This window comes from Spirillospora sp. NPDC048824, assembly GCF_043198455.1.
GTDB lineage: Bacteria > Actinomycetota > Actinomycetes > Streptosporangiales > Streptosporangiaceae > Spirillospora.
Map to the genome: position 1 here is coordinate 66783 of NZ_JBICUS010000019.1, position 25967 is coordinate 92749.

General features: G+C 72.3%; 32 protein-coding genes. 18 read left to right on the forward strand and 14 right to left on the reverse strand.

The genetic code is table 11. The features are described from left to right. Positions 1 to 49: 49 nt before the first annotated feature. Genes ACGFIS_RS30720 through ACGFIS_RS30730 form a run of 3 tightly spaced genes read left to right on the forward strand, consistent with a single transcriptional unit; the run spans position 50 to position 1533 of the window. Positions 50 to 502 carry a hypothetical protein gene (locus ACGFIS_RS30720; protein WP_392910821.1) on the forward strand — a complete coding sequence of 151 codons (453 nt, stop codon included), beginning with the start codon at positions 50 to 52 and terminating at the stop codon, positions 500 to 502. Next, on the forward strand, positions 499 to 948 hold the full coding sequence (locus ACGFIS_RS30725) for an SRPBCC family protein (protein ID WP_392973365.1): 450 nt from the start codon (positions 499 to 501) through the stop codon (positions 946 to 948). The genes ACGFIS_RS30720 and ACGFIS_RS30725 overlap by 4 nt, the downstream gene beginning before the upstream one ends. A 9-nt stretch (positions 949 to 957) precedes the next feature. After that, on the forward strand, positions 958 to 1533 hold the full coding sequence (locus tag ACGFIS_RS30730) for a DNA-3-methyladenine glycosylase I (RefSeq protein ID WP_392910817.1): 576 nt from the start codon (positions 958 to 960) through the stop codon (positions 1531 to 1533). A gap of 29 nt (positions 1534 to 1562) precedes the next feature. Here ACGFIS_RS30730 and ACGFIS_RS30735 read toward each other — a convergent pair whose 3' ends face one another. Beyond that, positions 1563 to 2348 (reverse strand): enoyl-CoA hydratase-related protein, encoded by a 786-nt coding sequence (locus ACGFIS_RS30735; protein ID WP_392910815.1) that lies wholly within the window; start codon positions 2346 to 2348, stop codon positions 1563 to 1565. 265 nt (positions 2349 to 2613) lie between these two features. Between ACGFIS_RS30735 and ACGFIS_RS30740 the strand changes: the two genes are divergently transcribed. Further along, positions 2614 to 2781 carry a DUF3117 domain-containing protein gene (locus tag ACGFIS_RS30740; RefSeq protein ID WP_075022250.1) on the forward strand — a complete coding sequence of 56 codons (168 nt, stop codon included), beginning with the start codon at positions 2614 to 2616 and terminating at the stop codon, positions 2779 to 2781. A 215-nt stretch (positions 2782 to 2996) separates the two neighbouring features. Next, positions 2997 to 4457 carry a leucyl aminopeptidase gene (locus ACGFIS_RS30745; protein WP_392910812.1) on the forward strand — a complete coding sequence of 487 codons (1461 nt, stop codon included), beginning with the start codon at positions 2997 to 2999 and terminating at the stop codon, positions 4455 to 4457. A gap of 44 nt (positions 4458 to 4501) precedes the next feature. Here ACGFIS_RS30745 and ACGFIS_RS30750 read toward each other — a convergent pair whose 3' ends face one another. Continuing rightward, positions 4502 to 5227, reverse strand: coding sequence for a hypothetical protein (locus ACGFIS_RS30750; protein ID WP_392973367.1), 726 nt, complete (start codon positions 5225 to 5227; stop codon positions 4502 to 4504). A 3-nt stretch (positions 5228 to 5230) separates the two neighbouring features. Further along, on the reverse strand, positions 5231 to 5833 hold the full coding sequence (locus ACGFIS_RS30755) for an O-methyltransferase (RefSeq protein ID WP_392910808.1): 603 nt from the start codon (positions 5831 to 5833) through the stop codon (positions 5231 to 5233). 253 nt (positions 5834 to 6086) lie between these two features. Between ACGFIS_RS30755 and sigE the strand changes: the two genes are divergently transcribed. From sigE to ACGFIS_RS30780, 5 genes are all read left to right on the forward strand, one after another. Then, positions 6087 to 6815 (forward strand): RNA polymerase sigma factor SigE, encoded by a 729-nt coding sequence (gene sigE, locus ACGFIS_RS30760; RefSeq protein WP_392910806.1) that lies wholly within the window; start codon positions 6087 to 6089, stop codon positions 6813 to 6815. An 89-nt stretch (positions 6816 to 6904) separates the two neighbouring features. Next, positions 6905 to 7528 carry an anti-sigma factor family protein gene (locus tag ACGFIS_RS30765; RefSeq protein WP_392910804.1) on the forward strand — a complete coding sequence of 208 codons (624 nt, stop codon included), beginning with the start codon at positions 6905 to 6907 and terminating at the stop codon, positions 7526 to 7528. Beyond that, positions 7525 to 8643, forward strand: coding sequence for a sigma-E factor regulatory protein RseB domain-containing protein (locus ACGFIS_RS30770; RefSeq protein WP_392910802.1), 1119 nt, complete (start codon positions 7525 to 7527; stop codon positions 8641 to 8643). The genes ACGFIS_RS30765 and ACGFIS_RS30770 overlap by 4 nt, the downstream gene beginning before the upstream one ends. A gap of 187 nt (positions 8644 to 8830) precedes the next feature. Next, positions 8831 to 10615: a S1C family serine protease gene (locus ACGFIS_RS30775; protein ID WP_392910798.1), complete on the forward strand. Its 1785-nt coding sequence runs from the start codon at positions 8831 to 8833 to the stop codon at positions 10613 to 10615. A gap of 135 nt (positions 10616 to 10750) precedes the next feature. Continuing rightward, positions 10751 to 11104, forward strand: coding sequence for a sec-independent translocase (locus tag ACGFIS_RS30780; RefSeq protein ID WP_392910796.1), 354 nt, complete (start codon positions 10751 to 10753; stop codon positions 11102 to 11104). A gap of 68 nt (positions 11105 to 11172) precedes the next feature. On the opposite strand, the gene ACGFIS_RS30785 is transcribed toward ACGFIS_RS30780, so the two are convergent. Next, entirely contained in the window at positions 11173 to 12309 is a 1137-nt protein-coding gene (locus tag ACGFIS_RS30785; protein WP_392910793.1) for an Mrp/NBP35 family ATP-binding protein, read from the reverse strand. A 110-nt stretch (positions 12310 to 12419) separates the two neighbouring features. Here ACGFIS_RS30785 and ACGFIS_RS30790 point away from each other — a divergent pair, with 110 nt between their 5' ends. After that, positions 12420 to 12881 carry a MarR family winged helix-turn-helix transcriptional regulator gene (locus tag ACGFIS_RS30790; RefSeq protein ID WP_392910791.1) on the forward strand — a complete coding sequence of 154 codons (462 nt, stop codon included), beginning with the start codon at positions 12420 to 12422 and terminating at the stop codon, positions 12879 to 12881. A gap of 6 nt (positions 12882 to 12887) precedes the next feature. Here the strand turns inward: ACGFIS_RS30790 and ACGFIS_RS30795 are convergent, their stop codons facing one another. After that, positions 12888 to 13382 (reverse strand): DUF1003 domain-containing protein, encoded by a 495-nt coding sequence (locus tag ACGFIS_RS30795; protein ID WP_392910789.1) that lies wholly within the window; start codon positions 13380 to 13382, stop codon positions 12888 to 12890. Further along, entirely contained in the window at positions 13382 to 14680 is a 1299-nt protein-coding gene (locus tag ACGFIS_RS30800) for a magnesium transporter MgtE N-terminal domain-containing protein (RefSeq protein ID WP_392910787.1), read from the reverse strand. The genes ACGFIS_RS30795 and ACGFIS_RS30800 overlap by 1 nt, the downstream gene beginning before the upstream one ends. Before the next feature lie 148 nt (positions 14681 to 14828). On the opposite strand from ACGFIS_RS30800, the gene ACGFIS_RS30805 reads away from it, so the two are divergent. Next, positions 14829 to 15728, forward strand: coding sequence for an RNA polymerase sigma-70 factor (locus ACGFIS_RS30805; RefSeq protein ID WP_392910785.1), 900 nt, complete (start codon positions 14829 to 14831; stop codon positions 15726 to 15728). Positions 15729 to 15743: 15 nt separating this feature from the next. Here the strand turns inward: ACGFIS_RS30805 and ACGFIS_RS30810 are convergent, their stop codons facing one another. Further along, complete coding sequence (locus ACGFIS_RS30810) at positions 15744 to 16247, reverse strand: hypothetical protein (RefSeq protein ID WP_392910783.1); 504 nt, start codon at positions 16245 to 16247, stop codon at positions 15744 to 15746. A gap of 39 nt (positions 16248 to 16286) precedes the next feature. Here ACGFIS_RS30810 and ACGFIS_RS30815 point away from each other — a divergent pair, with 39 nt between their 5' ends. Both ACGFIS_RS30815 and ACGFIS_RS30820 read left to right on the forward strand, forming a co-directional pair. After that, on the forward strand, positions 16287 to 17228 hold the full coding sequence (locus ACGFIS_RS30815; protein ID WP_392910781.1) for an HpcH/HpaI aldolase/citrate lyase family protein: 942 nt from the start codon (positions 16287 to 16289) through the stop codon (positions 17226 to 17228). Between the two features lie 52 nt (positions 17229 to 17280). Next, positions 17281 to 18618 (forward strand): type II CAAX prenyl endopeptidase Rce1 family protein, encoded by a 1338-nt coding sequence (locus ACGFIS_RS30820; protein ID WP_392910779.1) that lies wholly within the window; start codon positions 17281 to 17283, stop codon positions 18616 to 18618. On the opposite strand, the gene ACGFIS_RS30825 is transcribed toward ACGFIS_RS30820, so the two are convergent. Then, the gene (locus ACGFIS_RS30825; protein WP_392910777.1) at positions 18613 to 19002 is read right to left on the reverse strand and encodes an NUDIX hydrolase; all 390 of its coding nucleotides are present in this window, start codon (positions 19000 to 19002) and stop codon (positions 18613 to 18615) included. The two genes, ACGFIS_RS30820 and ACGFIS_RS30825, sit on opposite strands and share 6 nt — an antisense overlap. Positions 19003 to 19085: 83 nt before the next feature. On the opposite strand from ACGFIS_RS30825, the gene ACGFIS_RS30830 reads away from it, so the two are divergent. Genes ACGFIS_RS30830 through ACGFIS_RS30845 form a run of 4 tightly spaced genes read left to right on the forward strand, consistent with a single transcriptional unit; the run spans position 19086 to position 22294 of the window. Further along, positions 19086 to 19733 (forward strand): DUF6758 family protein, encoded by a 648-nt coding sequence (locus ACGFIS_RS30830; RefSeq protein ID WP_392910775.1) that lies wholly within the window; start codon positions 19086 to 19088, stop codon positions 19731 to 19733. 21 nt (positions 19734 to 19754) lie between these two features. Beyond that, positions 19755 to 20621: a PHP domain-containing protein gene (locus tag ACGFIS_RS30835; RefSeq protein ID WP_392910773.1), complete on the forward strand. Its 867-nt coding sequence runs from the start codon at positions 19755 to 19757 to the stop codon at positions 20619 to 20621. A 10-nt stretch (positions 20622 to 20631) separates the two neighbouring features. Next, on the forward strand, positions 20632 to 21336 hold the full coding sequence (locus ACGFIS_RS30840; protein ID WP_392910771.1) for an MBL fold metallo-hydrolase: 705 nt from the start codon (positions 20632 to 20634) through the stop codon (positions 21334 to 21336). 28 nt (positions 21337 to 21364) lie between these two features. Then, the gene (locus ACGFIS_RS30845) at positions 21365 to 22294 is read left to right on the forward strand and encodes a RecB family exonuclease (RefSeq protein ID WP_392910769.1); all 930 of its coding nucleotides are present in this window, start codon (positions 21365 to 21367) and stop codon (positions 22292 to 22294) included. 69 nt (positions 22295 to 22363) lie between these two features. On the opposite strand, the gene ACGFIS_RS30850 is transcribed toward ACGFIS_RS30845, so the two are convergent. From ACGFIS_RS30850 to ACGFIS_RS30875, 6 genes are all read right to left on the reverse strand, one after another. After that, positions 22364 to 23272 carry an oxygenase MpaB family protein gene (locus ACGFIS_RS30850; RefSeq protein WP_392910767.1) on the reverse strand — a complete coding sequence of 303 codons (909 nt, stop codon included), beginning with the start codon at positions 23270 to 23272 and terminating at the stop codon, positions 22364 to 22366. Positions 23273 to 23371: 99 nt separating this feature from the next. Continuing rightward, complete coding sequence (locus tag ACGFIS_RS30855; RefSeq protein ID WP_392910765.1) at positions 23372 to 24199, reverse strand: alpha/beta fold hydrolase; 828 nt, start codon at positions 24197 to 24199, stop codon at positions 23372 to 23374. A 72-nt stretch (positions 24200 to 24271) separates the two neighbouring features. Beyond that, positions 24272 to 24769, reverse strand: coding sequence for an SRPBCC family protein (locus ACGFIS_RS30860; RefSeq protein ID WP_392910763.1), 498 nt, complete (start codon positions 24767 to 24769; stop codon positions 24272 to 24274). After that, the gene (locus tag ACGFIS_RS30865) at positions 24766 to 25134 is read right to left on the reverse strand and encodes an ArsR/SmtB family transcription factor (RefSeq protein ID WP_392910761.1); all 369 of its coding nucleotides are present in this window, start codon (positions 25132 to 25134) and stop codon (positions 24766 to 24768) included. Before ACGFIS_RS30865 ends, ACGFIS_RS30860 begins: the two co-directional genes overlap by 4 nt. Positions 25135 to 25211: 77 nt before the next feature. Beyond that, a complete protein-coding gene (locus ACGFIS_RS30870) occupies positions 25212 to 25508 on the reverse strand; it encodes a hypothetical protein (RefSeq protein ID WP_392910758.1) in 297 nt (98 codons plus the stop codon). Positions 25509 to 25518: 10 nt separating this feature from the next. Then, positions 25519 to 25710 (reverse strand): DUF1059 domain-containing protein, encoded by a 192-nt coding sequence (locus ACGFIS_RS30875; protein ID WP_392910756.1) that lies wholly within the window; start codon positions 25708 to 25710, stop codon positions 25519 to 25521. Positions 25711 to 25967: the final 257 nt, after the last annotated feature.

Here is a 25967-nt window from a genome sequence, read left to right on the forward strand (position 1 = left end):
GACTGGGGAACGTCTCTCCAGTTGGGTGTGAGCAGAACGGAGCCTGATAGTGGTCGTGGTCCTCGTCCTGGCCGGCGTGGCCGTGCTGGGCGCCGTCGTCGTCCTCGCCATGGGCAGGGGCGGCGAGCTGGCCGAGACCCATCCCGACTATCCGCCGCTCCCGCTCGGCGCCGACGGCCGCCCCATCACCGGGGCGGACGCCGCCTACCTGCGGCTGCCCCGTACGTTCTGGGGCTACCAGCCGCAGGTGACGGACGAGGCCCTGCACCGCCTCGCCGACGCGCTGGCCGAACGCGACGCCCACGTCGCGGCGCTCGAACAGCAGCTTCATGACCTTCACCGCCGCGCGGGCGACACCGCCGCGGGCCCCGTCGGCGCTCTGCACGGCCTGGAGGAGCCGCCCGTGAACGGGACCCCGCCGCTGCTCCGCAAGGACACCGTGATCGATGAGCCGATCGACGACGGTTTCGTGAAGGAGGACGCGAAGGAGGAATGGACATGAGCCAAGTCGCCGTCCATGCGGAGGCCGTCTCGGACGCCCCCGCCGACCGCGTCTTCGAAGTCCTGACCGACTGGCCGAGGCACGCCGAGTGGATGCCGTTCACCCGCGCGGAAGGCGGAGACAAGACCGGCGACGAACTCCAGGCGTGGACGGGCATCGGGCCTGTCGGGTTCCTCGACACGATGGTCATCACCGACTGGCGGGACGGCCGCCGCGTCGCGGTCCGGCACACCGGGCGCGTGGTGCGCGGCGAGGCGTGGTTCAGGGTCGTCCCCGAGGGGGCGGGCAGCCGCATCGTGTGGGCCGAGCGCGTCGACCTGCCGCTCGGGCCGCTCGGACGGGCCGGATGGCTCGTCGCGGGCCCGGTCGTGAAGGCGTTCATGACCCTGGGCCTCCGGCGCCTGGCCGTCCTGTCTCAGCGCCGCTCTGTCGCAGGCGTGAGGTAGAACGGGCGGGTGAGCACCGCGATTCGGGGCGAGGACGGGCTGGCCCGCTGCCCATGGGGGCTGTCGGCACCCGACTACGTCGCCTACCACGATGAGGAATGGGGCCGTCCGGTCCGCGACGACCAGGGCCTTTACGAGCGGCTCTGCCTGGAGGCGTTCCAGTCCGGGCTGTCGTGGCTGACGATCCTGCGCAAGCGCGAGGGCTTCCGCGCCGCCTTCTGCGGGTTCGACCCGGAGAAGGTCGCCGCGTTCGGCCAGGACGACGTCGAGCGGCTGATGGGCGACGCCTCGATCGTCCGCAACCGGGCGAAGATCGAGGCGGCGATCGCGAACGCCCGCGCCGCCCTCGGCCTGCCCGCCGGCCTGGCCGCGACCGCCTGGCGCCACGCCGACCCCGACGCCCCGGTGTACGCGGACACGGCGGACGTGCCCGCGTACACCGATGGATCGAAGGCCCTGGCCAAGGAGCTGAAGAAGCACGGCTTCCGCTTCGTCGGCCCCACCACGGCCTACGCCCTCATGCAGGCGTGCGGCCTGGTCGACGACCACCTGACCGGGTGCCACCGCCGCGGCGCCTACCGCTGACGTCCGAGCCCCGGCCGCCAGGGTGCGGCCTACCTGCCCTCGAACTCCGGCTGCTGCTTCTTCAGGAACGCCTCGGTCGCGTTGTGGTGGTCGCTGGTCTTCTCGCACTCGTCCTGAAGCTCCGCCTCCCGCTCCAGCGCCGACGCCAGATCATGCGTCGCCGCGTGGTCGAGTGCCGCCTTGACGGCGCCGTAGGAGACCGTCGGGCCGGCGGCGAGGCGGCGGGCCAGCTCCACCGACGCCGGGGCCAGCTCGTCCGCCGGGACGACCCGGTTGACCAGCCCCATCTCCATCGCCTCCTGCGCCTTGACCGGCTCGCCCAGCAGCAGAAGCTCGGCGGCCTTGGCACGGCCGACGAGACGCTGCAGCGTCCACGACATGCCGCTGTCGGGGGCGAGGCCGATCCCGGTGAACGCGGTCGCGAAACGGGCCTTGTCGGACGCGACGACCAGGTCGCACGCGAACGCCAGCGACGCGCCCGCGCCCGCGGCCACGCCGTTCACCGCCGCCACCACCGGCTTGCGCATCCCCGCGATCGCCAGCACGATCGGGTTGTAGTGCTTGCGGACGGTGTCGTCCAGCCCCCTGCCGGCGGCGAGGTTGTCACCGTGCTCACGCAGATCCTGACCGGCGCAGAAGGCCCGCCCCGCACCGGTGAGGATCACCGCGCGGGCGGCCGGGTCGGCGGCGGCGCGCACGACGGTCGCGCGCAGCAGCTCCTTCATCTCGGCCGTCAGCGAGTTCATCCCGTCCGGCCGGTTGAGTGTGATTGTTCCCACACCGTCGGTCACGTCGTACAGCACGGTCTCAGACATCGTCGTCCTCCCGGGGTCCTCAGTAGATCTTCCCAGGCCACTTTCGACGAACCGGAAACGGGGGGCAAGGGCCGTCCCACCCCGGCACGGAGGGGCCGCACGGCCCGGTCCCGTCGTTTCGGTCCTCCGATCTGGAGGCTGATCGTTACCACTTCGCGCCCGGAAGACGAGATAATGGACCACTACTGATGACGCGGATGCGACACGCGGCCACGCGGCCAAGGGTGTGCGAGGCCGCGGCCCTAGGCAGGAAGGGGATTCACGCATGGCGGCGATGAAGCCGCGGACGGGAGACGGTCCGCTCGAAGTGACCAAGGAGGGGCGCGGAATCGTCATGCGGGTCCCTCTCGAAGGCGGCGGCCGTCTCGTGGTCGAGCTCTCCGCCGACGAGGCCAAGGAACTCGGCGAGGCCCTCAAGGAAGTCGTGGGCTGACGGCTCCACCGATCCCGGCTTGCTGGTGACGGTCCCGGCGGCATCGCCGGGGCCCTTGCCATTCCCGTACACGTGGCATGACCCGAGCCTTCACCGGCCACAGCCTTCACATCACTGCGTCATCACCACGAGCTTCAGCACCAGCGTCAGCACCACAGCATCAGCATCACAGCGTCAGCACCACAGCGTCAGCACCACAGGGGGGAACCGCCACCATGCCCATCGAGACCCGCATCCACGGCGCCGGGGGCACCGTGTCGCAGACGGCGGTCGACCTCGGGGCCGAGGTGGTGGCGGTACCCGTGCGGAAGGGGCCGGTCGCACCGGCGGCCGAGGTGGCCGCGTCACTGCCGTTCACGCTGGAGGAACTGCTGGCCCTGCACAAGGCCAAGGGCGAGCCGGGCGAGATCACGTCCGCCCAGGTCCGCGTCGGCGACCGGGTGCGGGAACTGCTGCTGTACGGAGTGGGCGACGCGGCCCCGGCCGACCTGCGCAAGGCCGGCGCCGCACTGGCCCGGCGCGGCAAGGGCCGGGCGGCGCTGGTCGCGGGCGTGCCGGCCGGCGACCTCGCCGCGTTCACCGAGGGGGCGCTGCTCGCCTCCTACACGTTCAAGATCGGCGCGCCGCCGGCGAAGAAGGCGCTCGGCACGCTGGCCGTGCTGACCGAGGCCGGGCCCGAGGCGGACGCCCCGGCGATCGAGCTGGGCACCGCCCGCGCCCGGGCCACCGCGCTGGCCCGCGACCTCGCCAACACCCCCGCCCGCGAGAAGGACCCGTCGTGGCTTGCGGGGCAGGCCGAGCAGGTCGCCGCCGACGCCGGCCTCTCCGTGCGCGTACGCGACGAGAAGGAACTGGTGGACGGGGGGTTCGGGGGCCTGGTGGCCGTCGGCGCCGGATCGTCGCGTCCGCCTCGGCTGATCGAGCTCTCGTACCTCCCCGAGGGGACGCCGGACCGGCATGTCGTCCTCGTCGGCAAGGGCATCACGTTCGACAGCGGCGGCCTGTCATTGAAGCCCAACGAGGGCATGAAGACGATGAAGACCGACATGGCGGGCGGCGCGGCGGTCATCGCCGTGATGGGCGCGCTGCGCGGTCTCGGCGTCCGCGCCCGCGTCACGGGGCTGGTCGCCGCCGCGGAGAACATGCCGTCCGGGTCGTCCATGCGCCCCGGCGACGTGATCGCCCACTACGGCGGGAAGACGTCGGAGGTGCTGAACACCGACGCCGAGGGACGTCTCGTCCTCGCCGACGCCCTCGCCTACGCGGACGCGGAACTCGACCCCGACGTCGTCGTGGACGTGGCGACGCTGACCGGCGCGGCCAAGGTCGCGCTGGGCCTGCGCCACGCGGCGCTGTTCTCCAACGACGACGACCTCGCCGCCGCTCTCACCCGGGCCGGGACGGCCGCGGGCGACCCCGTGTGGCGGCTCCCGCTGGTCGACGACTACCGCGCCGCGATCGACTCCGACGTCGCCGACATCAACAACATCGGCCGCGGCGGCTTCGGCGGCGGCTCGATCACGGCCGCGCTGTTCCTGCGCGAGTTCGCCGGCGACCGCACCTGGGCGCACCTCGACATCGCCGGGCCGGGCCGGGCGACGTCCGACGACGCCGAGGTCACCCGCGGCGCGACCGGCTTCGGCACCCGGCTCCTGCTCGGCTGGCTGGCCGCCTGACGCGGCCGCCCCGGCCGGCGGCCCGCCCGGTCATTCGGTCCGGGTCATTTGGTCCGGCGGTCGATCACCGGGACGCGGCGGCGGCGCCTGGCCTCCTTGACGACCTGCGGGAGCGTCGCGTCCCAGCCCTGCTCCACCGCGAAGCACCACCGGACGGCCTCCGCCGTGGACGGCACGTCCCGCATCGTCAGCGCCACGAGCCGCGCCCGCCCCGAGGTGCGGGCCAGTTCGGCCAGCTCCGCCGTCGGCAGGAAGACGACGTAGTCCTGCTCGCCCCTGCGGGTGCCGTCGACGCCGCGCCGCAACGCCGTGATCGCCGCCACGTCCGCCCAGGGCAGCGTCCGCCCCGCCCGGCGCGGCAGCGGCCAGCGCGGCGGCCGCCGCACCCCGTCCCCGTCCAGTTCCAGGACGGGACGGCGTGCCAGCATCCCCCCGGCCGACATGGTCAGCCCCGTCCCGAACAGCGCGAGCCCGGCGAAGCCGAGGACCGTGAACAGGACGCCGCCCACGCTGGCGCCGCCCGTCACACCGCCCGCGACGAACCCCGCCGACGCCAGGAAGAGGATCAGGGACGCGAGCAGCTGCCAGATCCCGCGCCACGTCGCCCGGACGCGCACCGCGAACACCTCGGCCGCCTGCACCGCGCCGGCGGCCCCGGCGCCTGCGGCGGTGTCGCTTTCGGCGTCTGCGGCGGTGTCGCCTTGGGCGTCTGCGGCGGTGTCGTTTTCGGCGCCCTCAGGGACGCTCTCGGTACGTTCCGTCTCAGGCATCGGTCAGTCGCACTTGACCGCGCACAGCAGGCCGTCGCCCACCGGGACCAGCAGGGGGACGAGCCGCTCGTCGTCGCGGACCATCCGGAGCACCTCGCGGATCGCCTCGGTGTCGGGGTCGCGGTGGCCCGGGTCGGCGACCCGGTCGTGCCACAGCGCGTTGTCGAACGCGACGACGCCGCCGGGCCGCAGCAGCCGCAGCGCGTCCGTCAGGTACTCGGGGTACTCGCGTTTCTGCGCGTCGCAGAACACCAGGTCGTATCCGCCGTCGGTGAGCCGCGGCAGCACCTCCAGCGCCGGCCCGCTGATCATCCGGGTCCGGAAGGAACCGAGGCCCGCCTCCACGTACGCCTGCTTCGCCATGCGCTGGTGCTCGGGGTCGATGTCCACGCTCGTCAGCACCGCGTCCTTCGGCATGCCGCGCATCAGCCAGATTCCGGACACACCGCAGCCGGAGCCGACCTCCACGACGTTCCGCGCGCCGATCAGCGTCGCGAGGAAACGCAGCGCCGCCCCGCCGGCCGCGCCGATCGGAGCCGCGCCGACCTCCGCGCCGCGGCGCCTGGCGTCCAGGAGCGGCTCGTCTTCCGGGAGGTAGTCCTCCACATAGGCCCGGGTGGCCTGAACGGCGTCGATGGCTGCCTCCTCGCGGGACCCCCGCCTGGCTCATGCTGGAAAGACCATATCGCTGACAGGGAACCAACTGGAGTTTCAGCGCGTTGTAACCACGGAAGGAATCCGCTCACGAGCGGGTGAAAACCGCGAGAACCGAAGTCGGTCCAGAAGCGCCCCAGCCCAGGCGAGACCGTGCCGTTCCAAGGCGAGACCTTGGCTCACGAGAGAGGAACAGCCCGGCACCATGGGAGTGGCAGCACTGAGTTTCAGAAGCGCTGTAGGGGTGGGCCCCAGGCAGGGAGTGGGCAGTGGCACGCGCACTCGCGAGAACGCCCCCGAGGCCGAATGGGCTCCGCCGTCCTGGGACGAGGTCGTCCGCGAGCATTCCGCGCGCGTCTACCGGCTCGCGTACAGGCTGACCGGCAACCAGCACGACGCGGAGGACCTCACGCAGGAGGTCTTCGTGCGCGTGTTCCGTTCGCTGTCGAACTACACGCCCGGCACGTTCGAGGGCTGGCTGCACCGGATCACCACCAACCTGTTCCTCGACATGGCGCGGCGCCGCCAGCGCATCCGCTTCGAGGGGCTCGCCGACGACGCCGCCGAACGACTCCAGGGCCGCGAGCCGACCCCGGCGCAGGCGTTCGACGACACCAACTTCGACGCGGACGTGCAGGACGCGCTCGACGCGCTCGCGCCCGAATACCGCGCGGCCGTCGTGCTGTGCGACATCGAGGGACTGTCCTACGAGGAGATCTCCGCGACACTCGGCGTCAAGCTGGGGACCGTGCGCAGCCGCATCCACCGGGGGCGGGCGCAGTTGCGCTCCGCGCTGGAGCACCGCGCGCCGACCCGCCGCCGGCCGGGGACCAGGAACGAGTACCAGGCCCTCCACGCCATGGACGCCGTGGAGGACGAAGCCGGGGGGCTGCACGTGGCGGGCGGTGTCCAACCGCAGCCGGAGGGCGTGTAGCCGACCCGGGTCACCTGCAGAGTAATGCTGTGCCTACCGCGCGCGGTGCGGGACCGCGCGCCGGATCGAACGGAAGCGACGGAGGCGGCGTGAGTTGTCTGGGGGAGCGTCTGACCGCTCTGGTCGACGGTGAGCTGGGGCACGAAGAGCGCGACCGCGCTCTGGCCCATCTCGCGGGCTGCGCCCAGTGCAGGGACGAGGTCGCCTCGCTGCGCCTGATCAAGGGCCGGCTGCGCGGCCTGTCGGACATCCCGGCCGTGGACGCCGCGGACGACCTCCCGTCCGACGACTTCCTGACCCGGCTGCGCTCCCTGCCCGCGTCCGCCGGCCCGCCCGCCGGCGGCATCCCGCCCGGGCCGCATCCCGGCACCCCCGCCGGAACCCCGGCCCGGCATTCCCGCCCACCGCTGCGATCATCGACCCGCGCCGCGAGGACGCCCCCGGCCGTGCGCTCGCGCGACAACCGTCCCGCCGGGCACGCCGGCGTCCTGCAGATCCAGCCGCGGCGCCGCTACCTGGTCGTGGGCGCCGCCACCCTGTTCATCGGCCTCGGGACCGCGTCCTACGCCGCGGGCGGACGCCAGGAGGCGCCGGACGTCACGCCCGCCTTCGACCGCTTCGCCGTCGAGCACGCGCTGACCGCCGGCGACGCGCCGATGACCGACCCGCTCACCGACCCGCTCAACCGGGTCACGGTCTCCCCTGGGCCGTGACCGCGAGGACGGTGATCGGCCGGGGACGGCGCCGCTCCGTCCTGGCCTGCGGGCTCGCGGGCGCCCTGGCCCTGGCCGCCGCGCTCGCCGGCGACCCGGCTTCGGTCCGGCGCGTCCGCAGCGACCCGGGCGCGGTGGCGCTGCTGCGCGCAGCCGCCGACGCCGCCGGGCGCGTCCCGTACCAGGGCAGGCGGTTCCTCACGACGGCGGGCCGCGACCGCTCCACCACCTCCCGCGTGACGGTCGCCCATACGCCCGGCGACGGCATCCGCTACCGGTCCGGGACGGCCGGGAAGGGCTACCGGCCCGAGTCCGCCGCCGGGGACACGACCGGCTTCACCTCCGCGACGCTGTCCCTGCTGACCAGCAACTATTCGGTGGTCCGCGCCGCGGACTCATCGGTCTGCGGCAGGCACACCCGCGTCGTGGAGGCTCGCAGGGCCGACGGGAGCGCCGCCGGACGCTTCTGGATCGACTCCGAGACCGGGCTGATGCTGCACCGCGAGCTGATCGACGCCACCGGCCACCGGGTGGTCGCCACCGGCTTCAGCGAGATCAGCTTCACCGCGCCTCCCGCGGAGGCGGTGGCGGCCGGCGGCGCCCGGGGCGGGCTCGCCCGGTTCCCCGGCACGACCTCCGGCGAGCCCGTTGACGGCGTCGGCGGCCGGGGTGCAACGGCCCGCTGGGACGACGAACTGGACCGTGCCGAACTCGAAGGGCTGCGCGATCGCGGCTGGCCCGTCCCGCAGGACCTGCCGGGGCGGCTCTCCCTCCACGACGCCCGCCGCGAGCCGGGCGGCGGCGCCGTCCACCTCAGCTACTCCGACGGCCTCGCCGCCGTCTCGGTGTTCGTGCAGCGCGGCAAGCTGGACGAACACGCCCTGGACGGCTGGCAGAAGACCGTCAAGCACGGCCGGACGGTGTTCCGGCGCGAGTCGCTGCGGCGCTGGGCCGTGTCCGAGGGCGACGGTTACGTCTTCACGGTGCTGACCGACGCCCCGCAGAGCACGGCCGAGTCGGTGGCGGCGCACCTGCCCCGGGACGCCGACCCCTTCTGGTCGCGCGTGTCGCGCGGCGCCCGGCGCCTGGCCTCGGCCGCGAACCCGTTCGAATGAACACCTTCCATCCGGCCCTGCCGCCGGACCCGGGTCCGAATGCAGGCCATTGAGGACGAAGAATGCTCGATCCCGATGATGATCGTCCAGGATGAGCGTATCGACAAAAGGTCTTATGCTCGCCACATGCCTTTCCGGGCACGATGAGCACGGATGACGAGAACCATGCTCGGTAGGAGAGATGGGGATGACGGAAGACAACCGCGGGCCGGTCAGGGCACCGTCGGAGGACGACGACGTCGCCTCCGGCCGGGAGCCTGAACGGCAGGAGGCGGCGGCTCCTCCCGAGACGGTGACCGACCAGGAGATTCCGCTGGAGCTGCCGGTGGACGACCCCGAGCCGGACCCGTGGTCCGAGGGGGAGGCTCGGTCCGAGGCCGACGACCCGGAGCCGGAGCCCGAGCCGGATGCGGCTCAGGGCGGCGACAGGCTCGTGGCGGGAGGATTCGCGCCGCCGGACTCGTCGTTCGGGGGGCCGCCGGACACCAGCGAGGACGTACTGTCCCGGTCCCCGCAGGCCGACATGGGGCCGCAGGAGGTGCCGCTGCAGGACGCGTCGCCGAACGACATGCCGCAGCCGCCGCCGCCGGTACCGCTCGACAAGCCCCTCGCGGAGGGCCCCGAGGACCGCAGGCGTCCCGGATTCGTCCCGCACAACCATGACCCGCGTGCCGCGCACGGCCAGCCATATGGCGGCTGGGCGCAGCACCCCCACCAGGGGCCGCCGCCCGTGGGCGGTCCGCCGCCGATGGGCGGTCCGCCGCCCGCGCCGATGGGCCCGCCGCCCGGTGGCCCCCGCCCGATGGCCGGGTTCGGCATGCCGCCCGGGGGCGGCCCGAACTGGGCGCCGGTTCCCGCGCCGCCGTCATCGGGGCGCGGCGGTCCGGGCCTCGGGCTCCTCGCCGTCATCACGGTGATCGTCGCGCTGGTGGCCGGCGCGGTCGGCGCCGGGGTCGGCGTCGTCGCGACCAACGACGGCGGCGGCGGCTCGGTCAGCCTCGGCGGCAGCGACAGCAGCGGCACCGAGGCACAGGCCCGTCCGCCGGACTCGGTCGCGGGCGTGGCGCAGCGCGTGCTGCCGAGCGTCGTGATGATCCGCGTGCAGTCCTCGCAGGGCGAGGTCGGCGGCACCGGCTTCATCGTCAACGGCGGCTACGTCATCACCAACAACCACGTCGTCGCCGGCGGCGACGGCGGCGCCATCCAGATCGTCTTCAACGACAAGAAGACGCTGCCCGCCACCGTCAAGGGCGCCGACCCGAGCTCGGACGTCGCCGTCCTGAAGCCCGAGGGGCAGCATTCGCTGCCCGCGCTCACACTCGGCGACTCCAGCAAGATCGCCGTCGGTGACCCGGTGATCGCGATCGGCTCGCCGCTCGGCCTGCAGGGCTCGGTCACCACCGGCATCGTCAGCTCGCTGAACCGCGCCGTGCCCACGCGAGGTGAGGGCGGCGACGCGTCGTTCCTCAACGCCATCCAGACCGACGCGGCGATCAACCCGGGCAACTCGGGCGGTCCGCTGGTGGACGCCAAGGGCCGCGTCATCGGCATCAACACCGCGATCGCGACGCTCGGCGGCCAGGGCCTCGGCAGCGAACCGGGCGGCAGCATCGGCCTCGGCTTCGCGATCCCGGTCAACCAGGCCAACCGGGTCGCCGAGGAGATCATCCGGACCGGCACCGTCCGGCAGGCCAAGCTGGGCGTGCTGCCCGACCCCCGCTACCAGGACGGCGGCGCGCGGATCATTCCGGAGCCCGTCAACGGGCAGGACCCGGTGACCAAGGGCGGCCCGGCGGACAAGGCCGGCCTGAAGGCAGGCGACGTGATCACCCGTGTCGACGACAAGCCGATCGAGGACGCGACCGACCTGATCGCGCAGATCCGCAGCCGCGCACCCGGCGACCGGATCACGATCACCTACCAGCGCGACGGCCGGGAGAGCACCGTCGAGGTGACGCTCGGCTCCGACTGATCAATGTCCCGCCGGGCCCGATGAGCCGTCCCCGGAGGATGCACAGAGGGTTCAGGTCCGGTTCATCCGGGCTCGGGATACGCTGGGGGGACCGGTCCGCCGCAGGGCCGGTCCCTGCCGCATGTGGAGGACAGGTTGTTCGACGTCGGACTCGGTGAGATGGCGGTGCTCGTCGTCCTCGCCCTGGTCATTTTCGGAGACAAGCTGCCCCAGGTCGCCGGGCAGGCGGGCCGGATGCTGCGGCAGTTCCGCCAGATGGCCAACTCCGCCAGGGCGGACCTCCAGGAGGGCCTCGGACCGGAGTTCAAAGACTTCGACATCAACGACCTCAACCCGAAGACCTTCGTCCGCAAGCACCTCTTCGAGGACGAGGACCCCTCCCTGAACAGGGGCAACGTCTTCGACGACGAACCGTCATACGCGACGGCATCCGGAAACGGCCACCTCGCCTACGACGAACGCCCCCCCTTCGACCCCGAAGCGACCTGAAGGAACGGCCGTCAGACAGCAAAGGCCCCGCCCGGCAGGCGGGGCCTTTTCGCGTTTCAGCGGGCGGGTCAGCGGCCCTTGGGGGAGATGCCCAGGGACATTCCGGCGAGGCCGCGGTTGCGGCCGGCGAGGTCGTCGGCGATGGTGCGGAGTTCCTTGGCGGCGCCGGAGTCCGGGTCGGACAGCACCAGCGGCTTGCCTTCGTCGCCGCCCTCGCGGAGCCGCGGGTCGATCTGCACCTGGCCGAGCAGGGGGACGCGGGTCCCGAGCGTCTTCGTCAGCGCGTCCGCGACCGTCTGGCCGCCGCCCTCACCGAAGATGTACTGCCGCTCGCCGCAGTGCGCGCACGTCAGGTACGACATGTTCTCGATCACGCCGACGACCTGCTGGTGCGTCTGCGCGGAGATCGCGCCCGCCCGTTCGGCGACCTCGGCGGCCGCCTGCTGCGGGGTGGTGACGACGAGGATCTCCGCGGACGGCAGCAGTTGCGCGACGGAGATCGCGATGTCGCCGGTGCCGGGCGGCAGGTCCATCAGGAGGATGTCGAGGTCGCCCCAGTAGACGTCCGAGAGGAACTGCTGCAGCGCCCGGTGCAGCATCGGGCCGCGCCACACGACCGGCTGGTTCCCGGCGGTGAACATGCCGACCGAGATGACCTTCACGTCATGCGCCGTCGGCGGCATGATCATGTCCTGGACCTTGGTGGGCGAGGCGTCCACGCCGAGCATGCGCGGCACCGAGTGGCCGTAGATGTCGGCGTCGACGACCCCGACCTTGCGGCCCTGCGCGGCGAGCGCGGCGGCGAGGTTGACGGTCACCGACGACTTGCCGACGCCGCCCTTGCCGCTCGCGACCGCGTACACCTTGGTCAGCGAGCCGGGCCTGGCGAACGGGATCTCCTTGGCCGGCTCGCCGCCGCGCAGCTTGGTCTGCAGGTCCTTGCGCTGCTCCTCGCTCATCACGTCGAGGTCGACGCGCACCGAGGTCACGCCGTCGAGTTTGGAGACGGCCTCCGTGACGTTCTTGGTGATCGTGTCCTTCATGGGACATCCGGCCACGGTCAGGAAGACGCCGACGCGGACGGTGCCGCCGTCGATGTCGATGCTCTTGACCATGTCGAGCTCGGTGATGGGCTTGCGGATCTCAGGATCGTTCACGGTGGCGAGCGCCGCGGTCACCTGCTCGGTCGTCAACTGGGAGGCCATACGCCCATGGTATGAACCCCATGCAAGAACCTGCTAATCAGGGTGGCCGTCTTCACACCGCCGTGTGCGTCGGCATCGCGCGGGAGGCGGCGCAGCCGTAACATCGGTGCGTGACAAGCAGCACGATCTCGGCCGCTGAGCTGACCGTCTGGCGCGGCATGCTCCGCGCCCAGGCGCAGATCTCCCGCCGGCTCCAGGCCGACCTGCTGGCGCACCACGACCTCGCGCTGGGCTCCTACGACGTCCTCATGCATCTCGGCGAGGCCCCGGGCGGCCGGCTCCGGATGAACGATCTCGCCGACCGCGTCCTGCTGTCGCGCAGCGGGCTGACCCGGCTCGTCGACCGGCTGGAGCGCGAGGGGCTGGTCGCCCGGCAGTCCTGTGCGAGCGACGCCCGCGGCCTGTACGCCGTCCTGACGTCCGCCGGGCGGGCCCGGCTGGAGGAGGCAGCGCCCACCTACCGGCAGGGCGTCCGGGACCACATGATCAGCAGGCTGGACGCGTCGGACCTGCGCACCTTCCAGCACATCCTGGACAAGCTCACCGGCGAGCAGGTCCCCGCCCGCGCCTGACGGGGGCTAGGCCGCGGAGTCCTTGGCGTCCAGCTCCCGCATCATCTGCTGAAGCTCCGAGCGCAGGAAGTCGCGGGTGACGACCTCGCTCACCGCCACCCGCAGCCCGGCGATCTCCCGCGTCAGGTACTCGGTGTCGGCGATGGTGCGTTCGTTCCTCGCCCGGTCCTGCTCGTACTGGACGCGGTCCCGGTCGTCCTGCCGGTTCTGGGCGAGGAGGATCAGCGGCGCGGCGTAGGACGCCTGGACCGACAGGATCAGCGTCAGGAAGATGAACGGGTAGGGGTCGAACCGCAGGAACGACGGCGCGAGAAGGTTCCACGCCACCCACACGGTGATGAACACGGTCAGGTAGACGAGGAAGCGGGCCGTCCCCAGGAACCTCGCGATCCGCTCGGACAGCCGCCCGAACGACTCAGGATCGTAGTGGGGCCGCGGCACCAGCGTCCGGCGGATCTCCCTCGGCTGGTCCAGGCGTGCGGTCATCTGGCGTGTCGTCATCACGTGTTCCCCCGGAGAGCCTCTTCCTCGGGATCCGCGGTCTCGTCCGCGGCGGCGTCCATCAGGGCCTCCCGCCAGTCCACGGGCAGCAGATGGTCGAGGACGTCGTCGATGGTCACCGACCCCAGCAGGTGGCCGTTGTCGTCCACGACGGCGCCCGCGACGAGGTTGTAGGTGGCCAGGAACATCGCGACGGCCTCCAGTGACATGGTGGGCCGCAGCGGGTCCAGCTCGGTGTCCAGGATCCCGGCGACGAGCGTCGGCGGCGGCTCCCGCAGCAGTTTCTGGAAATGGACCGTCCCGAGGTAGCGGCCCGTCGGCGTCGCGGTCGGCGGCCGGCACACGTACACCTGCGCGGCCAGGGCGGGGTTCAGGTCGGGCCGCCGGATCAGCGCGAGCGCCTCGGCGACCGTCGCGTCCGGCGCGACGATCACCGGGTCGGTGGTCATCAGGCCGCCGGCCGAGTAGTCCTCGTAGGTCAGCAGCCTGCGCAGCGGCGCCGCCTCGTGCGGCTCCATCAGCGTCAGCAGCTGCTCGCGCTGCTCGGTGGGCAGGTCCCCGAGCAGGTCGGCGGCGTCGTCGGGGCCCATGGCCTCCAGGACGTCCGCGGCCCGGTCCACGCCGAGCTTGCTGAGGATCTCGATCTGGTCGTCCTCCGGCAGTTCTTCCAGGACGTCCGCGAGCCGCTCGTCGTCGAGCGCGGCGGCGACCTCCGCGCGCCGCTTCGCCGTCAGCTCGTGCACGATGCCGGCCAGGTCGGCGGGTTTCAGCTGCCCGAACGCGGCGATCAGCCCGGCCGCGCCCTGCCCTTGCTCGACGGCGGAGAACCCCTCGACGGCGTCCCAGTCCACGACGAAGCTCTCGCCGCGCTTGCGCAGCCCCCGTCCTTCCTTGCGGCGCACCGCGACCTTGCCGATCAGCCAGTCGCGGGTCCGGGTCGGCTCCATCGCCACGTCGACGACCGAGACGGAGTCCCCGCTGCCCGAGAGCCGGACCGTCCGGTCCAGCATCTCGGCGATGACCAGCGTCTCGGATTCGCGTTTGCGGAACCGCCGCATGTTCAGCCGCCCGTCGAAGACGACCGCGTCCGCCTCGATCACCGTCACCCGCGTGATCGGCAGGAACACGGTGTGGCGGGACGCGACCTCCACCACCAGCCCCAGCGCCCGCGGCGGCCGCGGCGCCAGCCGCAGGCCCACGACGACATCGCGGACCCTGCCGACCTGGTCACCGGCGGGGTCGAACACCGCGACCCCGGCGAGCCGGGCGATGAACACCCGTGTCGGAGCTCCGCTCATGGCCAGGACACTACCCATGATCTCCCGCCTGATCCGGGACCGGGCAGGTGATACCGGACGCCGCCGGGCGGGACGTGTCACATCCCGCGCCGCCGTCCCGTCCCCGTGGTCAGGAGCCGCGCGCGGACGATATGAAAGGCTGACGACCATGAGTGAGGCGTTCGAGGGGCCGTTCGAGGAGCATCGGAATCTGCTCTTCGCGGTGGCGTACCGGATGCTGGGCACGGCCGCCGACGCGGAGGACGCCGTCCAGGACGCGTGGCTCCGCTGGTCCGCGGCGGACCGCTCGGACGTCGCCGAACCCAAGGCCTACCTCGTCCGCATCACCACCAACGTCGCGCTGGACCGGCTGCGGTCGGCGCGGGCCCGGCGCGAGACCTATGTCGGGCCGTGGCTGCCCGAGCCGATGCTGACCTCCCCGGACGTCGCCGAGGACGCGGAGATGTCGGAGTCGGTGTCGATGGCGATGCTCGTCGTCCTGGAAACGCTGAGCCCTCTGGAACGCGCCGTGTTCGTCCTCAAGGAGGTGTTCGGCTACCCGTACGCCGAGATCGCCAAGGCGCTGGACCGCGCGGAGACGTCGGTGCGGCAGCTCGGCACCCGCGCCCGCAAGCACGTGGAGGCGCGGCGTCCCCGTTTCGAGACGGGCGGCGCGGAGCGGCGGCAGGCCACCGAGCGGTTCTTCGACGCCGTCCTCGGCGGCGACATCAACCGGCTCATGGAGGTCCTCGCCCCCGACGTCGCGCTGTGGACGGACGGCGGCGGCAAGGTCAGGGCGGCGCGGCGCGTCATCCACGGCGCGACCAAGGTGGGCCGCTGGCTCTCGGCGATCACCGGCCAGCCGTACGCGGGCGTCGAACCCGCCGACATGCGGGTCCGGCGCGTCCACATCAACGGCGAGCCCGCCCTGGTCGTGGACGGCCCCGACGGCCCGATCAGCACCGTCACGGCCGACATCGACGACGAGGGCCGGATCCTGGCCGTCCACCTGGTCGCCAACCCCGACAAGCTCCACGCCATCGCCGAGGGCCGCCGGCTGCCGATGTGACGCCCCCCGGCGCTTCTACTGGTCGACGCGGCGGCGTTTGCCGCCGTACATGCGCGGCGGCGGGCCCGCGGTCGTCGCGGGCGTCGGGACGGGACGGACGGTGGCGTAGTCGCCGGTGGACCCGGGGGCCTCGAAGGCCGGGGTGAGCCGGATGATCCACGACTCGGTGGCCCAGCGTTCCACCTGGCCCTCGTGGGACGCGGCGTTCAGGCGGTCCTTGGCCAGCAGCGGTGTCACGGCGTCCCACAGCTCGGAGCCCGGCTCGACCGGCTCGGCGTCGGCGGCGAACGAGATGAGCCGGCCGCCCTTGTCCTTGCTGCGCAGGATCACCGTCACGTGCGTGGACTCCGGCAGGCCCGGCAGCGGCTGCTCGCCCTCCCCGCCGGTCAGGACGTAGGCGGAGCCGTCGTGCCACACGTGCCAGGCGGCCCTCGGCTGCGGCAGGCCGGGCAGGTCCAGCCACAGCAGCCCCGACTTCTTGGCCGCCTCCTCCACCAGCGCCAGGTTCAGCTCACCCATGCCCTGAAGGGTCTCACACCGCTGGATAGCATCCGGGCCATGCGCTCTCGACGTACCACGCTCGCGGTCCCCGGCAGCAACGCCCGCTTCATCGAGAAGGCGCAGGGGCTCCCCGCGGACGAGATCTTCCTCGACCTGGAGGACGCCGTCGCGCCGTCCGCGAAGGAGGAGGCCCGCAGGACCGTCGTCGCCGCGCTCAACGAGGGGGAGTGGGCCGGCAAGACCCGGGTGGTGCGCGTCAACGACCTGGACACCCACTGGGCCTACCGGGACGTGATCGAGGTCGTGGAGGGCGCCGGCGCGAACCTCGACGCCGTCATGCTGCCGAAGGTGCGGGACGCCGGCCACGTCCAGTGGCTCGACCGGCTGCTCACCCAGATCGAGCGGGCCATGGGCCTGCCCGACGGCGGCATCGGCATCGAGGCCCAGATCGAGGACGCGCGCGGAATGGTCGGCATCGACGCGATCGCCGCGTCCTCGCCGCGGCTGGAGTCGCTCGTCCTCGGCCCCGGCGACCTCATGGCGTCGATCAACATGAAGACCCTCGTCGTCGGCGAGCAGCCGCCCGGCTACACCGAGGGCGACGCCTACCACTACATCCTGATGCGGATCCTGATGGCCGCCCGCGCCAACGACCTGCAGGCCATCGACGGGCCGTACTTCAACGTCCGGGACGTGGAGGCGTTCACGCGGGTCGCGCGGCGCTCCGCGGCGCTGGGGTTCGACGGCAAGTGGGTGCTGCACCCGTCGCAGATCGAGGCCGGGAACGCGGTGTTCTCCCCGTCCCAGGACGACTACGACCACGCCGAGCTGATCCTCGACGCCTACGACCACTTCGTCACCGTCGAGGGGCGTGGCGCCGCCACCCTCGGCGACGAGATGATCGACGAGGCGTCCCGGAAGATGGCGCTCGTCGTCGCCGCCAAGGGCCGGGCGGCGGGCATGACACGCACCGAGCGGTTCGACCCACCGGGGAACTGAGGCCCCGTACGATTCGTCCCTACGTACGCGAAGGCTTTCGGGAGGGTCCAACGTGTCAGAGCCAGGGGATGCCGACGGCTGGGCCCCGCTGGACCCCGACCTTTCCGGCGGCCGGCCCGCGGAGCCGCATCCTCAGGAGCCGCACCCTCAGCAGGGTCCTCAGCAGGACCCGCAGCCCTACGGCACGCAGCCCTACGGCACGCAGCCCTACGGTGCGCCGCCCGAGCAGGCGCAGCAGCCCTACGCGGCGGGGATGCCGTACTGGCCGGGTTCACCGGCGCAGCCCCCCGGGTGGGACCGGGAGTACGGGGCCGCCCCTTACGGGCAGGCGTATCCGGGGTACGGGGCACAGCCCGTGAAGACGCCCTGGACGGTCGCGGCGCCGGCCGGGAGCCCCTTCCACAGGCTGGCGCGCACCGGTAGGCATCGGTGGTGGCGCCCGCTGGTGGGGACCCTGACGATCGCGGGCATCGGCCTGAGTCTGACGGTCGGGCTCATGCTCATCGGGATGATCATCCGGGTGGTGGTCACCGGTGAGCTGTCCGAGACGACCGGCACGGACCCGAACACGATCTTCGGTGACGACACGGCCGACCTGGCGTTCAACCTCGCCGCGCTCGCGGTGTTCCTGCCGGTGGCGCTGTTCGCGGCCTGGGGGATTCAGCGCCGCAGACCCGGCACGCTCTCGTCGGTGGCGGGACGGCTGCGCTGGAAGTGGATGCTGGCCTGCTGCGGCCTGGCGATCCTGTTCTGCATCGTGGCGTACGGGACGTCGTTCCTGGCGGCCCTCAGCCTGGACGACCAGTCAGGCGGGGACGAGCACTGGGTCGGGTGGGACAAGTTCCTCGTTCCGGCCGTCGTCATCATCCTGCTGGTGCCGTTCCAGGCGGCGGCGGAGGAGTACGTCTTCCGCGGCTGGGTGCTGCAAGCCGTCGGCGCCTGCACGCTGGAGAACGCCAGGGGACGCATCGGGCAGGCTTTCAGCGTCGTGTTCCGGACGCCGTGGCCCGGCATCGTGGTCGGGTCGGCGCTGTTCACGGCCGGGCACGGCTACACCGGCTGGGGCATCCTCGACATCTTCGTCTTCGGTGCGGTCGCGGCCTGGGTGGCGGTGCGGACCGGGGGGCTGGAGGCGAGCATCGCCCTGCACGTGTTCAACAACCTGCTGGCGTTCCTCGGTTCGGCCGCGATCGGCCAGCTGGACATCGAGCAGGGCGGGGTTCCGTGGCAGGTCGTCGTGGCCGACATCGTCCCGATGGTGCTGTTCGCGGCGGCCGCCGTCTGGCTGGCGCGGCGGATGCGCGTCCAGACCGTCACCTCCGACGACCCCGGCGACCCCGGCGACGACGTCCCGGTGACGGCGGACAGCCATCCGGCGCACGCCTCATAGGAGGCCCCACAGGGCAAGGGCGTCGAGAAGGCCGGGCGTGACGGGGAGTCCGCGGAGCCCGTCGGGGGAGACCCAGCGCACGTCGGACGCGTCGTCCCCGGCACGGAGCGTCCCGCCCGCGACCGTCGCCACGTAGTCGTGGATGTCGTAGGTGACGCCGCCGGGCCCCGGACGTTCCACCGTTCCGGCCGGCGCACCGACGACGACGTCCAGCCCGGTCTCCTCCTTCAGTTCCCGTGCGACCGCGGCCGGGTCGTCCTCGCCGGGTTCGACCCGCCCACCCGGGATGGACCACAGTCCTTCACCCGGCGGACGCCCCCGCCGCACCATGAGCAGCCGCCCCTGCCCGTCCCGCACGATCCCGCCGACGCACCGTATTCGCATGACCCCATTTTGTTCCCCCTTTCCCAGGTGGCGACCCGCGCGACCTTGACGAGTCGGGACGTCGCCGCGCAGGGTGGGTAATCATGAGGGCGGAGCCCACATGCCCGCGCTGCGCGGGTCCCGTTCTAGCGCCGAGTCTCTGGTCGAGCGACTGGACCTGCGGCGTGCACGGCGCCGTCCTGCCGAGGCAGCCGTCCAAACGACCCGGCCCGGACGGGCTGGCCGCCGTGCTGCGCGACGCGAGAGTCCCCGTCTGGACGCCCTGGCCCCTTCCGATGGGCTGGCTCGTCACGGGGTTCGCCACGGTCGGGGACGACCGCAGCGGGGCGCGGGCGACGGCCGTCGCAGTGTCCGGGCCGGGGCTGCTCAGCGGCCCCGCCGACATGGTGCTGATCGCCGAGCAGCCGGGCGTCGGCCTGGGCGCCCACTACGCGGGGCTGGACGGCGCCGACCCGGGTGAGGTGTTCGACGGCAGCCCGCCGCACGTGAAGCTCGACGTGAGCGGCCCCGCGGCCACCTGCGGCCATTCGGTGCCGATGTGGGCGGTCGGCGGCAAGCCCGACCGGGCCGTGTACGTGGGCGAGGCGATGGGCGACTGGCTGTGGACGGTGCTGTGGCCCGCCGACGCCGGTCTCCTCATGCTGGAGCGCCAGAACCTGATCGATCTGCGCGAGCCGGGGATGGAGATGGACCTCCCCTACGGCGCGTACAGCCCGCGGCTCGACGAGTGACGCCCTGATATGAACGGCGGCATGCGGATCGATCTGCACAGCCACAGCCACGTGTCCGACGGCACCCGGCCGCCCGCGGAGGTCGTCCGGCTGGCGCGGGCGAAGGGACTGGACGTCCTGGCGCTCACCGACCACGACACCGTCGCCGGCTGGGACGAGGCCGCCGGTTCGCTGCCCGCGGGCCTGACCCTCGTCCCCGGTGTCGAGCTGTCGTGCCGGGAGGACGGCCGCAGCCTGCACATGCTCGGCTACCTGTTCGACCCGGAGGAGCCGGTGCTGGCCGCCGAACTCGCCCGGATCTGCGACGACCGGGTGATCCGGGCGCAGGGCATGGTGGACCGGCTCCGCGAACTCGGCGTGGACGTCACCTGGGGCATGGTCCGCGCGCTGGCCAAGGGCGAGGCGGTCGGGCGTCCGCACATCGCGCGGGCCATGGTCGAGGCGGGTGCGGTGGAGACGGCCGACGAGGCGTTCTCCGCGCGCTGGATCGCGCAGGGCGGCCGCGCCTACGTCGACCGGTACGCGCTCGACCCGGAGCGGGCGATCGGGCTCGTCCGCGCGGCGGGGGGAGTGTGCGTCCTGGCGCATCCGAGGGCGCGGCGGCGCGGATACGTCTTCACGGACGCGGTGATCGAGAGACTCGCCGCCGCCGGCCTCGCCGGGATCGAGGTGGACCACCCCGACCACGTCCCGGAGGACCGCGCCCACCTGCGCGATCTGGCCGCCGCCCTGGGGCTGGCCGCCACGGGTTCCAGCGACGATCACGGTGCGCCGACCGGCGACCGCCTCGGCGCCGAGACCACCGCGCCGGACGCGTACGAGAAACTCCTCGCCGGTGCGTCCGGCGATGATCTCCGTCTGCCCGACCGGGGACCCGAATCACGGTAGGGTGCCAAGGGTGGACGCGCGCATCGAACAGGTGGTGACGTCGGGGCAGCTCACCCTCGACGACACCGACCACGACGTCGAGAACAACACCTACCTCATCGGCGACGACGACGAGGTCATCGTGGTCGACCCGGCGTACGACGCCGAGGCCATCCTCAAGGAGGTCGGTGACCGCGAGGTCATGGCCGTCCTGCTCACCGACGGCAACGAGCACCACCTCAACGTGGTCCTCGAGGTCGCCGCCGCGGGCGAGGAGGACGAGGAGAACTGGGCCCCGATCGCGCTGCACCGCGCCGACCGGCTGCTGTGGCGCGATTTCTTCGGCCGCCTCGCCAAGGAGGAGGACGACGAGGACGACGCCAAGGCGCTGCGGTCCCTCGAACCCGACATCTGGCTGGAGGACGGCGGCGTCTTCGAGATCGGCGACGCCCAGCTGGAGGTCGTGCACACCCCCGGGCACACTCCCGGCAGCGTCTGCGTGATCAGCGAGCAGCTCGGCGCCCTGTTCTCCGGCGACACCCTGCACCGCGGCCGTCCCGGCTCCATCGGCGGCGTCCACGAGGACCTGCGCACGCAGCTGAACTCGATCGGCGCGCTGCTGACCCCGCTGCCGAAGGACCTGAAGGTCCTGCCCGCGCAGGGCGAGGAGACCACGGTCGGCGAGGAGGACTCCCGCTGGGAGACGTGGGGCGCGCTGGCGCAGGACGACGACTGACCGAACGCCGACCCGGAGCCTGACGACGTTGGATGCCGAGCAGCTGGGCTTCGAGGGGATGCCCCGGCGCCTGTACACGTGCACGCCGTCGAGGCTGAACACGTGGCTCGACTGCCCGCGCCGGTACCGGATGACCTACCTTGATCGTCCGATGCCGCCGAAGGGCCCGCCGTGGGCGCACAACAGCGTCGGCGCGAGCGTCCACAACGCCCTCGCCGGCTGGTGGCGGCTGCCCGTCCGTGAACGCACCCCCGAAGCCGCCGGGAGCCTCCTGACCCGCGGCTGGCTGACGGACGGGTTCCGCGACGACGCCCAGTCCGCCGAGTGGCGCGACCGGGCGCGCGAGATGACCGAACGCTACGCGGCGGGCCTCGACCCGTCCGACGAGCCGGTCGGTGTCGAACGCACCGTCGCGACCCGCACCGACCGCATCGCCGTGTCCGGCCGCATCGACCGCCTGGACGCCCGCGGCCCCGAGCTCGTCGTCGTCGACTACAAGACGGGACGCCGTCCCCTCACCTCCGACGACGCGCGGGGCTCCCTCGCCCTGGCGATCTACGCCGTCGCCGCGTCCCGCGTGCTGCGCCGCCCCTGCCACCGCGTCGAGCTGCACCACCTGCCGTCCGGTGAGGTCGCGGAATGGGAGCACACCGACGAGTCGCTGGCGCGGCACATCCGCCGCGCCGAGCAGATCGCCGGTGAGGCAGCCGAAGCGGACGAGGCGTACCGCGCGGGTGCCGGGAACCGTCGCCCCGCAGGGAAGCGCACCCGCGTCCCCGAGCCTCGCCCGGCCGACGCCCGTCCGGCCGTCGTCGACCACACTCCGCACGACGAGCGGTTCCCGCCCCGTCCGGGCAATCTGTGCTCGTGGTGCGACTTCGCCCGCCACTGCCCGGAGGGCCAGGAGGCCGCCCCGCGCAAGGACCCGTGGGCGGCCCTCCCCGTGGAAACCCCCTGAACGCTCGTTCACTTGCGGCGGGGCGCCCTTATGAGGAGCTCATACGGGCAACACGCCGCAGGCCGACCGCTAGGCCGGGGTGAGGGACGTGGGGGCGGGCCAGCGTCTCGGGTCCCGGAGGCCGAACAGGCCCCTGCTCACGTCGTATCCCTCCGCGGCCAGCCTCTGCCGGGTGCGTTCGAGCATGTCGCGGGTGGGCTTGGCGAACGCGTAGTCGTGCAGCCGTTCCGGTACCGAGTTCATCGCCAGGCGGAACGACTTGAGCGCCGCCGTCACCGCCGGCTGCGGCACCTCGGGCAGCGCCCCGTACAGGTCGCGGGCCCAGCCGGGCAGCGTGTAGTAGCAGAGCGCGCCGAACGGGAAGTAGCCGGGCTTGCCGGGCGCGAGGAACCTCAGGTTCTCCGGCATCGTCGGCCACATCAGGAACCGGACGGTCTCCGCCGCCTCCTCGGTGACCCGCAGCCGCGGCCGCATCTCGGCGAAGAACGCCTCCATCTCGGCGACGCTGCCGGGGACGTCCTCCGCGTGCAGCCCGACCAGGGTCGCCGATCTGCGCTGCTCGTCCAGGTACCGGTCGGCCATGGCGTCGGTCAGCAGGAGCCCGCCCCGGCGCGCCACCTCCAGGTAGGAGTAGACCTCGGCGCAGTGCACCCACAGCAGCAGTTCGGGCTGGTCGAGCCGCTCCTTCTTACCGGTGTCGTGGTTGAGGATGCGCAGGCTCCGGTGGATCTCCCGGACCCGGTAGGCGGCCTCCTCGACCTCCTCCGGGCTGCCGAACGTCCCCAGGCCGACGAAGTCCGAGGTCCGCTGCAGCCGCCCGAAGGGGTCCTCACGGAAGTTGGAGTTCTGCCAGACGCCCCACATGGCCATCGGGTGCAGTGCCTGGAGCATCAGGCTGCGCACCCCGCCGACCCACATGGACCGGTCGAGGTGGACGCGCCAAGTGACGCTCTCGGGGGGCTGGATGGTCGCGGGCATGTTTCTTTCACACCTCCATGAGACAAACTCATGTAAGTGTGTCATTACCCTTGTCGTCACAGGACACCGGCCCCCCGGGACACGGCCGCGGCGCCGGGGTCAGGGAACCTCGGCAAGGACCTCCCGGAGGCGGACGGCGAATCCGGCGGGGTCGTCGGCGAAGCCGATGTGGCCGCCGGGGAACAGCGTCGGCTCGATGCCGAGGGCGCCGGCGAGCGCCCGGGTCGCGCGGTCGCAGATTTCCCCGGCCGAGTCTTCGCCGATGGCGGCGACGACGTGGGTTCCGCCGGCGCGCAGGGCGGCGATGTCCGGCCGCCAGAACGTGGTTTCGAGCAGCTCGTGCTCGAACCAGCGGCGTTCGTCGGTGACCTGCTGCGGGTCGCGTTCGCCGCCGAACATCTGCTCCAGCGCACCCTCGGGCAGATTGATGTCGGCCTGGGCCATGAACTTTCCCCAGGCCCCGATGACGTCGCCGTCCAGGTAGGTGGCGATCATGTCGTCCGTCCCCTTGCGGAGTTCCTCACGGTCGTCCAGCAGCTCGGCGAGCGGCGGCTCGTGGGCGATGACCGCGCGGGCCCGTTCGGGATGGGCCTGCGCCAGTGCCAGAACGGTGCACGCCCCGCCGCTGGACCCCAGCGCCACGGCCGGGCCCGCGTCCACGTGCGCGATGAGCCGGGCCAGGTCGCCGGCGCGCAGCGGCGGCGTGGAGTCCTGCCGGGGGTCGTCCAGCGGGCTCCGGTGGATGCCCCGGGGGTCGGTGGTGAGGACGGTGTGGTCCGTCGCGAGCAGGTCGGCCAGCGGCTCGAACGCCTGGGCGTCCATCGGCGCGCCGACGAACGCCACCAGCGGCCCGCTCCCTCGCACCTCGTAGTGCAGCCGCGCGTCGTCCACCCGAAGCGTTCCGGTGATGGCTGAAACAGTCGTCATGGGTCCTCCAGGATGAGAGTCGTTCCGTGGGTGGACTCGCGAACCGGGAGAAACTCATCGCCCGGCCAGAATTCACCCGGCGGCGAGGCCCTCGTAGTGCGCGCGCTGCGCGGGGTAGTAGTCGTCGAAGTCCGGGTGCGGGGTGCCCGCGACCGAGGCGGAGAGCCGGTCGAGGTAGTACTCCCACCCGGGTCCGGTCGAAGCCACCTCCGCTTCGGGGTCGAGATGGTGCACGAAGGTCAGCGTCGTCACGCCACCGGCCTCCTCGAGACGCGCCTCCAGATGCCACCGCCCGTACTCGTCGACGGCCTCGACCTCCAGCCGCCGCGGCGGTTCGCAGGCGATGATCGTCATATCGCTCTCCGGCCGGCCCTCCTCGTGCACCAGCGTGAGCCGCACCGCGGCGCCGGGCCTGCCTTCGCCGCTCCAGTGCGCGAACCACCGGGCCGTCCGGTCCGGCTCGGTGATGCTCGCCCAGACGTCCTCGATCGGGGCCTTGAACTCGCGCGTCATCTGCAGATCGTTTCCGGTGGCCGTGGCGATCAGGCGGCCGGTGGGGGTGGGTGTCATCCTGCGCTCCTCGAATCCATGGGTGGTTCCTCCTCGGCCGCACGTGCGCGCCGCGTCCGGTGGACTTCCGTCTCCAGCGCGTCGAGGCGCTGCTCCCACACCTGACCGCGGACGGTGGACAGCCACCGTTCGATCTCCCGCAGAGGCCGGTGGTCGACCTGGTAGTGCCGCTCACGGCCCACCATCTCGGCGGTGATCAGCCCCGCCTCGCGCAGCACCCGCAGGTGCCGGCTCACGGCAGGACGGCTGATCTCCGGAAACGCGGCCGCCAGTGCCCCGGCGGTCCGCGGCCCGTCACCGAGCAGGACCACGATGCGGCGGCGCACCGGGTCGGCCACGGCATCGAAGACGTCCACGGCGAACATGTAACCATCGTGTTACGCGTTTGTCCAGAGATCAGGCAGGGGCACGGACAACATGGACACGCCCCCGCCTGTGCCGGTCAGAGTGATTCGTCGCGCATGACGTCCAGGTTCATGAACCGTGGGCCGTTGGTGCACCGGGCCTGGATCTCCGCGGCGATGTGCCGTGTCTCTTCCAGATCGCTGTTGCGCATCGCCGCCTCGTACGACGGGAACTCGACGATGTCCACGAAGTGGGCCGGATTCTCACGGTCTTGGGTGTGGGTTTCGTGCGACGCGGTCCGCTTGCCCTCGGTCGCGGTCGCCCACTCGTCGAACAGCATGTCCAGTTCGTCCGGGCGGTTGGTCTCGTACTCGATGATCTGCATGAAAGTCATGTGCCGCCCCCTACCGGACGCTCAGTTCCTCGTTCTTGAGCCCGCTGCGGATCTCGTCTCGCAGCTCAGAGCTGTCTGTGTGCCCGTGCACCGAGGCCGCATGCTCGGCGGCGGCGCGGACGACCTCGTCCTCCTCGCCGGCGATGGTGAGCGTGCACCCGGACTCACTCGGCAAGTCCCGGCAGTCGACTACCTTCCGCATCGTTCCTCCCCCCGAGTGGGCGGCTGCGCCGTCGGAACGAACGAAGAGACCTCCCATGGCGCCGACCGTCACAACTGCCCGAAATAGTCACTCTCATCACCGAGCGTGGCATATGCCCAGTTCGATGGGAAGGCCGCTCGGGCCTCGTCCCCGTCAAGCCTCGGCCACGAACACATTGCCTTCCGCATGCCCGCGTGCACCCCGGCCGAAGCCGGGCCCTGGCCGCAGTCGGCCTCCTCCGACATATCGGACACAGA

What these genes read in the sequence shown, in the direction of transcription:
- ACGFIS_RS30725 (WP_392973365.1), top strand. Translation starts at nt 499, where the DNA reads ATGAGCCAAGTCGCCGTCCATGCGGAGGCCGTCTCGGACGCCCCCGCC.
- ACGFIS_RS30735 (WP_392910815.1), bottom strand. Translation starts at nt 2,348, where the DNA reads ATGTCTGAGACCGTGCTGTACGACGTGACCGACGGTGTGGGAACAATC.
- ACGFIS_RS30740 (WP_075022250.1), top strand. Translation starts at nt 2,614, where the DNA reads ATGGCGGCGATGAAGCCGCGGACGGGAGACGGTCCGCTCGAAGTGACC.
- ACGFIS_RS30745 (WP_392910812.1), top strand. Translation starts at nt 2,997, where the DNA reads ATGCCCATCGAGACCCGCATCCACGGCGCCGGGGGCACCGTGTCGCAG.
- ACGFIS_RS30750 (WP_392973367.1), bottom strand. Translation starts at nt 5,227, where the DNA reads ATGCCTGAGACGGAACGTACCGAGAGCGTCCCTGAGGGCGCCGAAAAC.
- sigE (WP_392910806.1), top strand. Translation starts at nt 6,087, where the DNA reads ATGGGAGTGGCAGCACTGAGTTTCAGAAGCGCTGTAGGGGTGGGCCCC.
- ACGFIS_RS30775 (WP_392910798.1), top strand. Translation starts at nt 8,831, where the DNA reads ATGACGGAAGACAACCGCGGGCCGGTCAGGGCACCGTCGGAGGACGAC.
- ACGFIS_RS30785 (WP_392910793.1), bottom strand. Translation starts at nt 12,309, where the DNA reads ATGGCCTCCCAGTTGACGACCGAGCAGGTGACCGCGGCGCTCGCCACC.
- ACGFIS_RS30795 (WP_392910789.1), bottom strand. Translation starts at nt 13,382, where the DNA reads ATGACGACACGCCAGATGACCGCACGCCTGGACCAGCCGAGGGAGATC.
- ACGFIS_RS30800 (WP_392910787.1), bottom strand. Translation starts at nt 14,680, where the DNA reads ATGAGCGGAGCTCCGACACGGGTGTTCATCGCCCGGCTCGCCGGGGTC.
- ACGFIS_RS30805 (WP_392910785.1), top strand. Translation starts at nt 14,829, where the DNA reads ATGAGTGAGGCGTTCGAGGGGCCGTTCGAGGAGCATCGGAATCTGCTC.
- ACGFIS_RS30810 (WP_392910783.1), bottom strand. Translation starts at nt 16,247, where the DNA reads ATGGGTGAGCTGAACCTGGCGCTGGTGGAGGAGGCGGCCAAGAAGTCG.
- ACGFIS_RS30815 (WP_392910781.1), top strand. Translation starts at nt 16,287, where the DNA reads ATGCGCTCTCGACGTACCACGCTCGCGGTCCCCGGCAGCAACGCCCGC.
- ACGFIS_RS30825 (WP_392910777.1), bottom strand. Translation starts at nt 19,002, where the DNA reads ATGCGAATACGGTGCGTCGGCGGGATCGTGCGGGACGGGCAGGGGCGG.
- ACGFIS_RS30830 (WP_392910775.1), top strand. Translation starts at nt 19,086, where the DNA reads ATGAGGGCGGAGCCCACATGCCCGCGCTGCGCGGGTCCCGTTCTAGCG.
- ACGFIS_RS30835 (WP_392910773.1), top strand. Translation starts at nt 19,755, where the DNA reads ATGCGGATCGATCTGCACAGCCACAGCCACGTGTCCGACGGCACCCGG.
- ACGFIS_RS30850 (WP_392910767.1), bottom strand. Translation starts at nt 23,272, where the DNA reads ATGCCCGCGACCATCCAGCCCCCCGAGAGCGTCACTTGGCGCGTCCAC.
- ACGFIS_RS30855 (WP_392910765.1), bottom strand. Translation starts at nt 24,199, where the DNA reads ATGACGACTGTTTCAGCCATCACCGGAACGCTTCGGGTGGACGACGCG.
- ACGFIS_RS30860 (WP_392910763.1), bottom strand. Translation starts at nt 24,769, where the DNA reads ATGACACCCACCCCCACCGGCCGCCTGATCGCCACGGCCACCGGAAAC.
- ACGFIS_RS30865 (WP_392910761.1), bottom strand. Translation starts at nt 25,134, where the DNA reads ATGTTCGCCGTGGACGTCTTCGATGCCGTGGCCGACCCGGTGCGCCGC.
- ACGFIS_RS30870 (WP_392910758.1), bottom strand. Translation starts at nt 25,508, where the DNA reads ATGACTTTCATGCAGATCATCGAGTACGAGACCAACCGCCCGGACGAA.
- ACGFIS_RS30875 (WP_392910756.1), bottom strand. Translation starts at nt 25,710, where the DNA reads ATGCGGAAGGTAGTCGACTGCCGGGACTTGCCGAGTGAGTCCGGGTGC.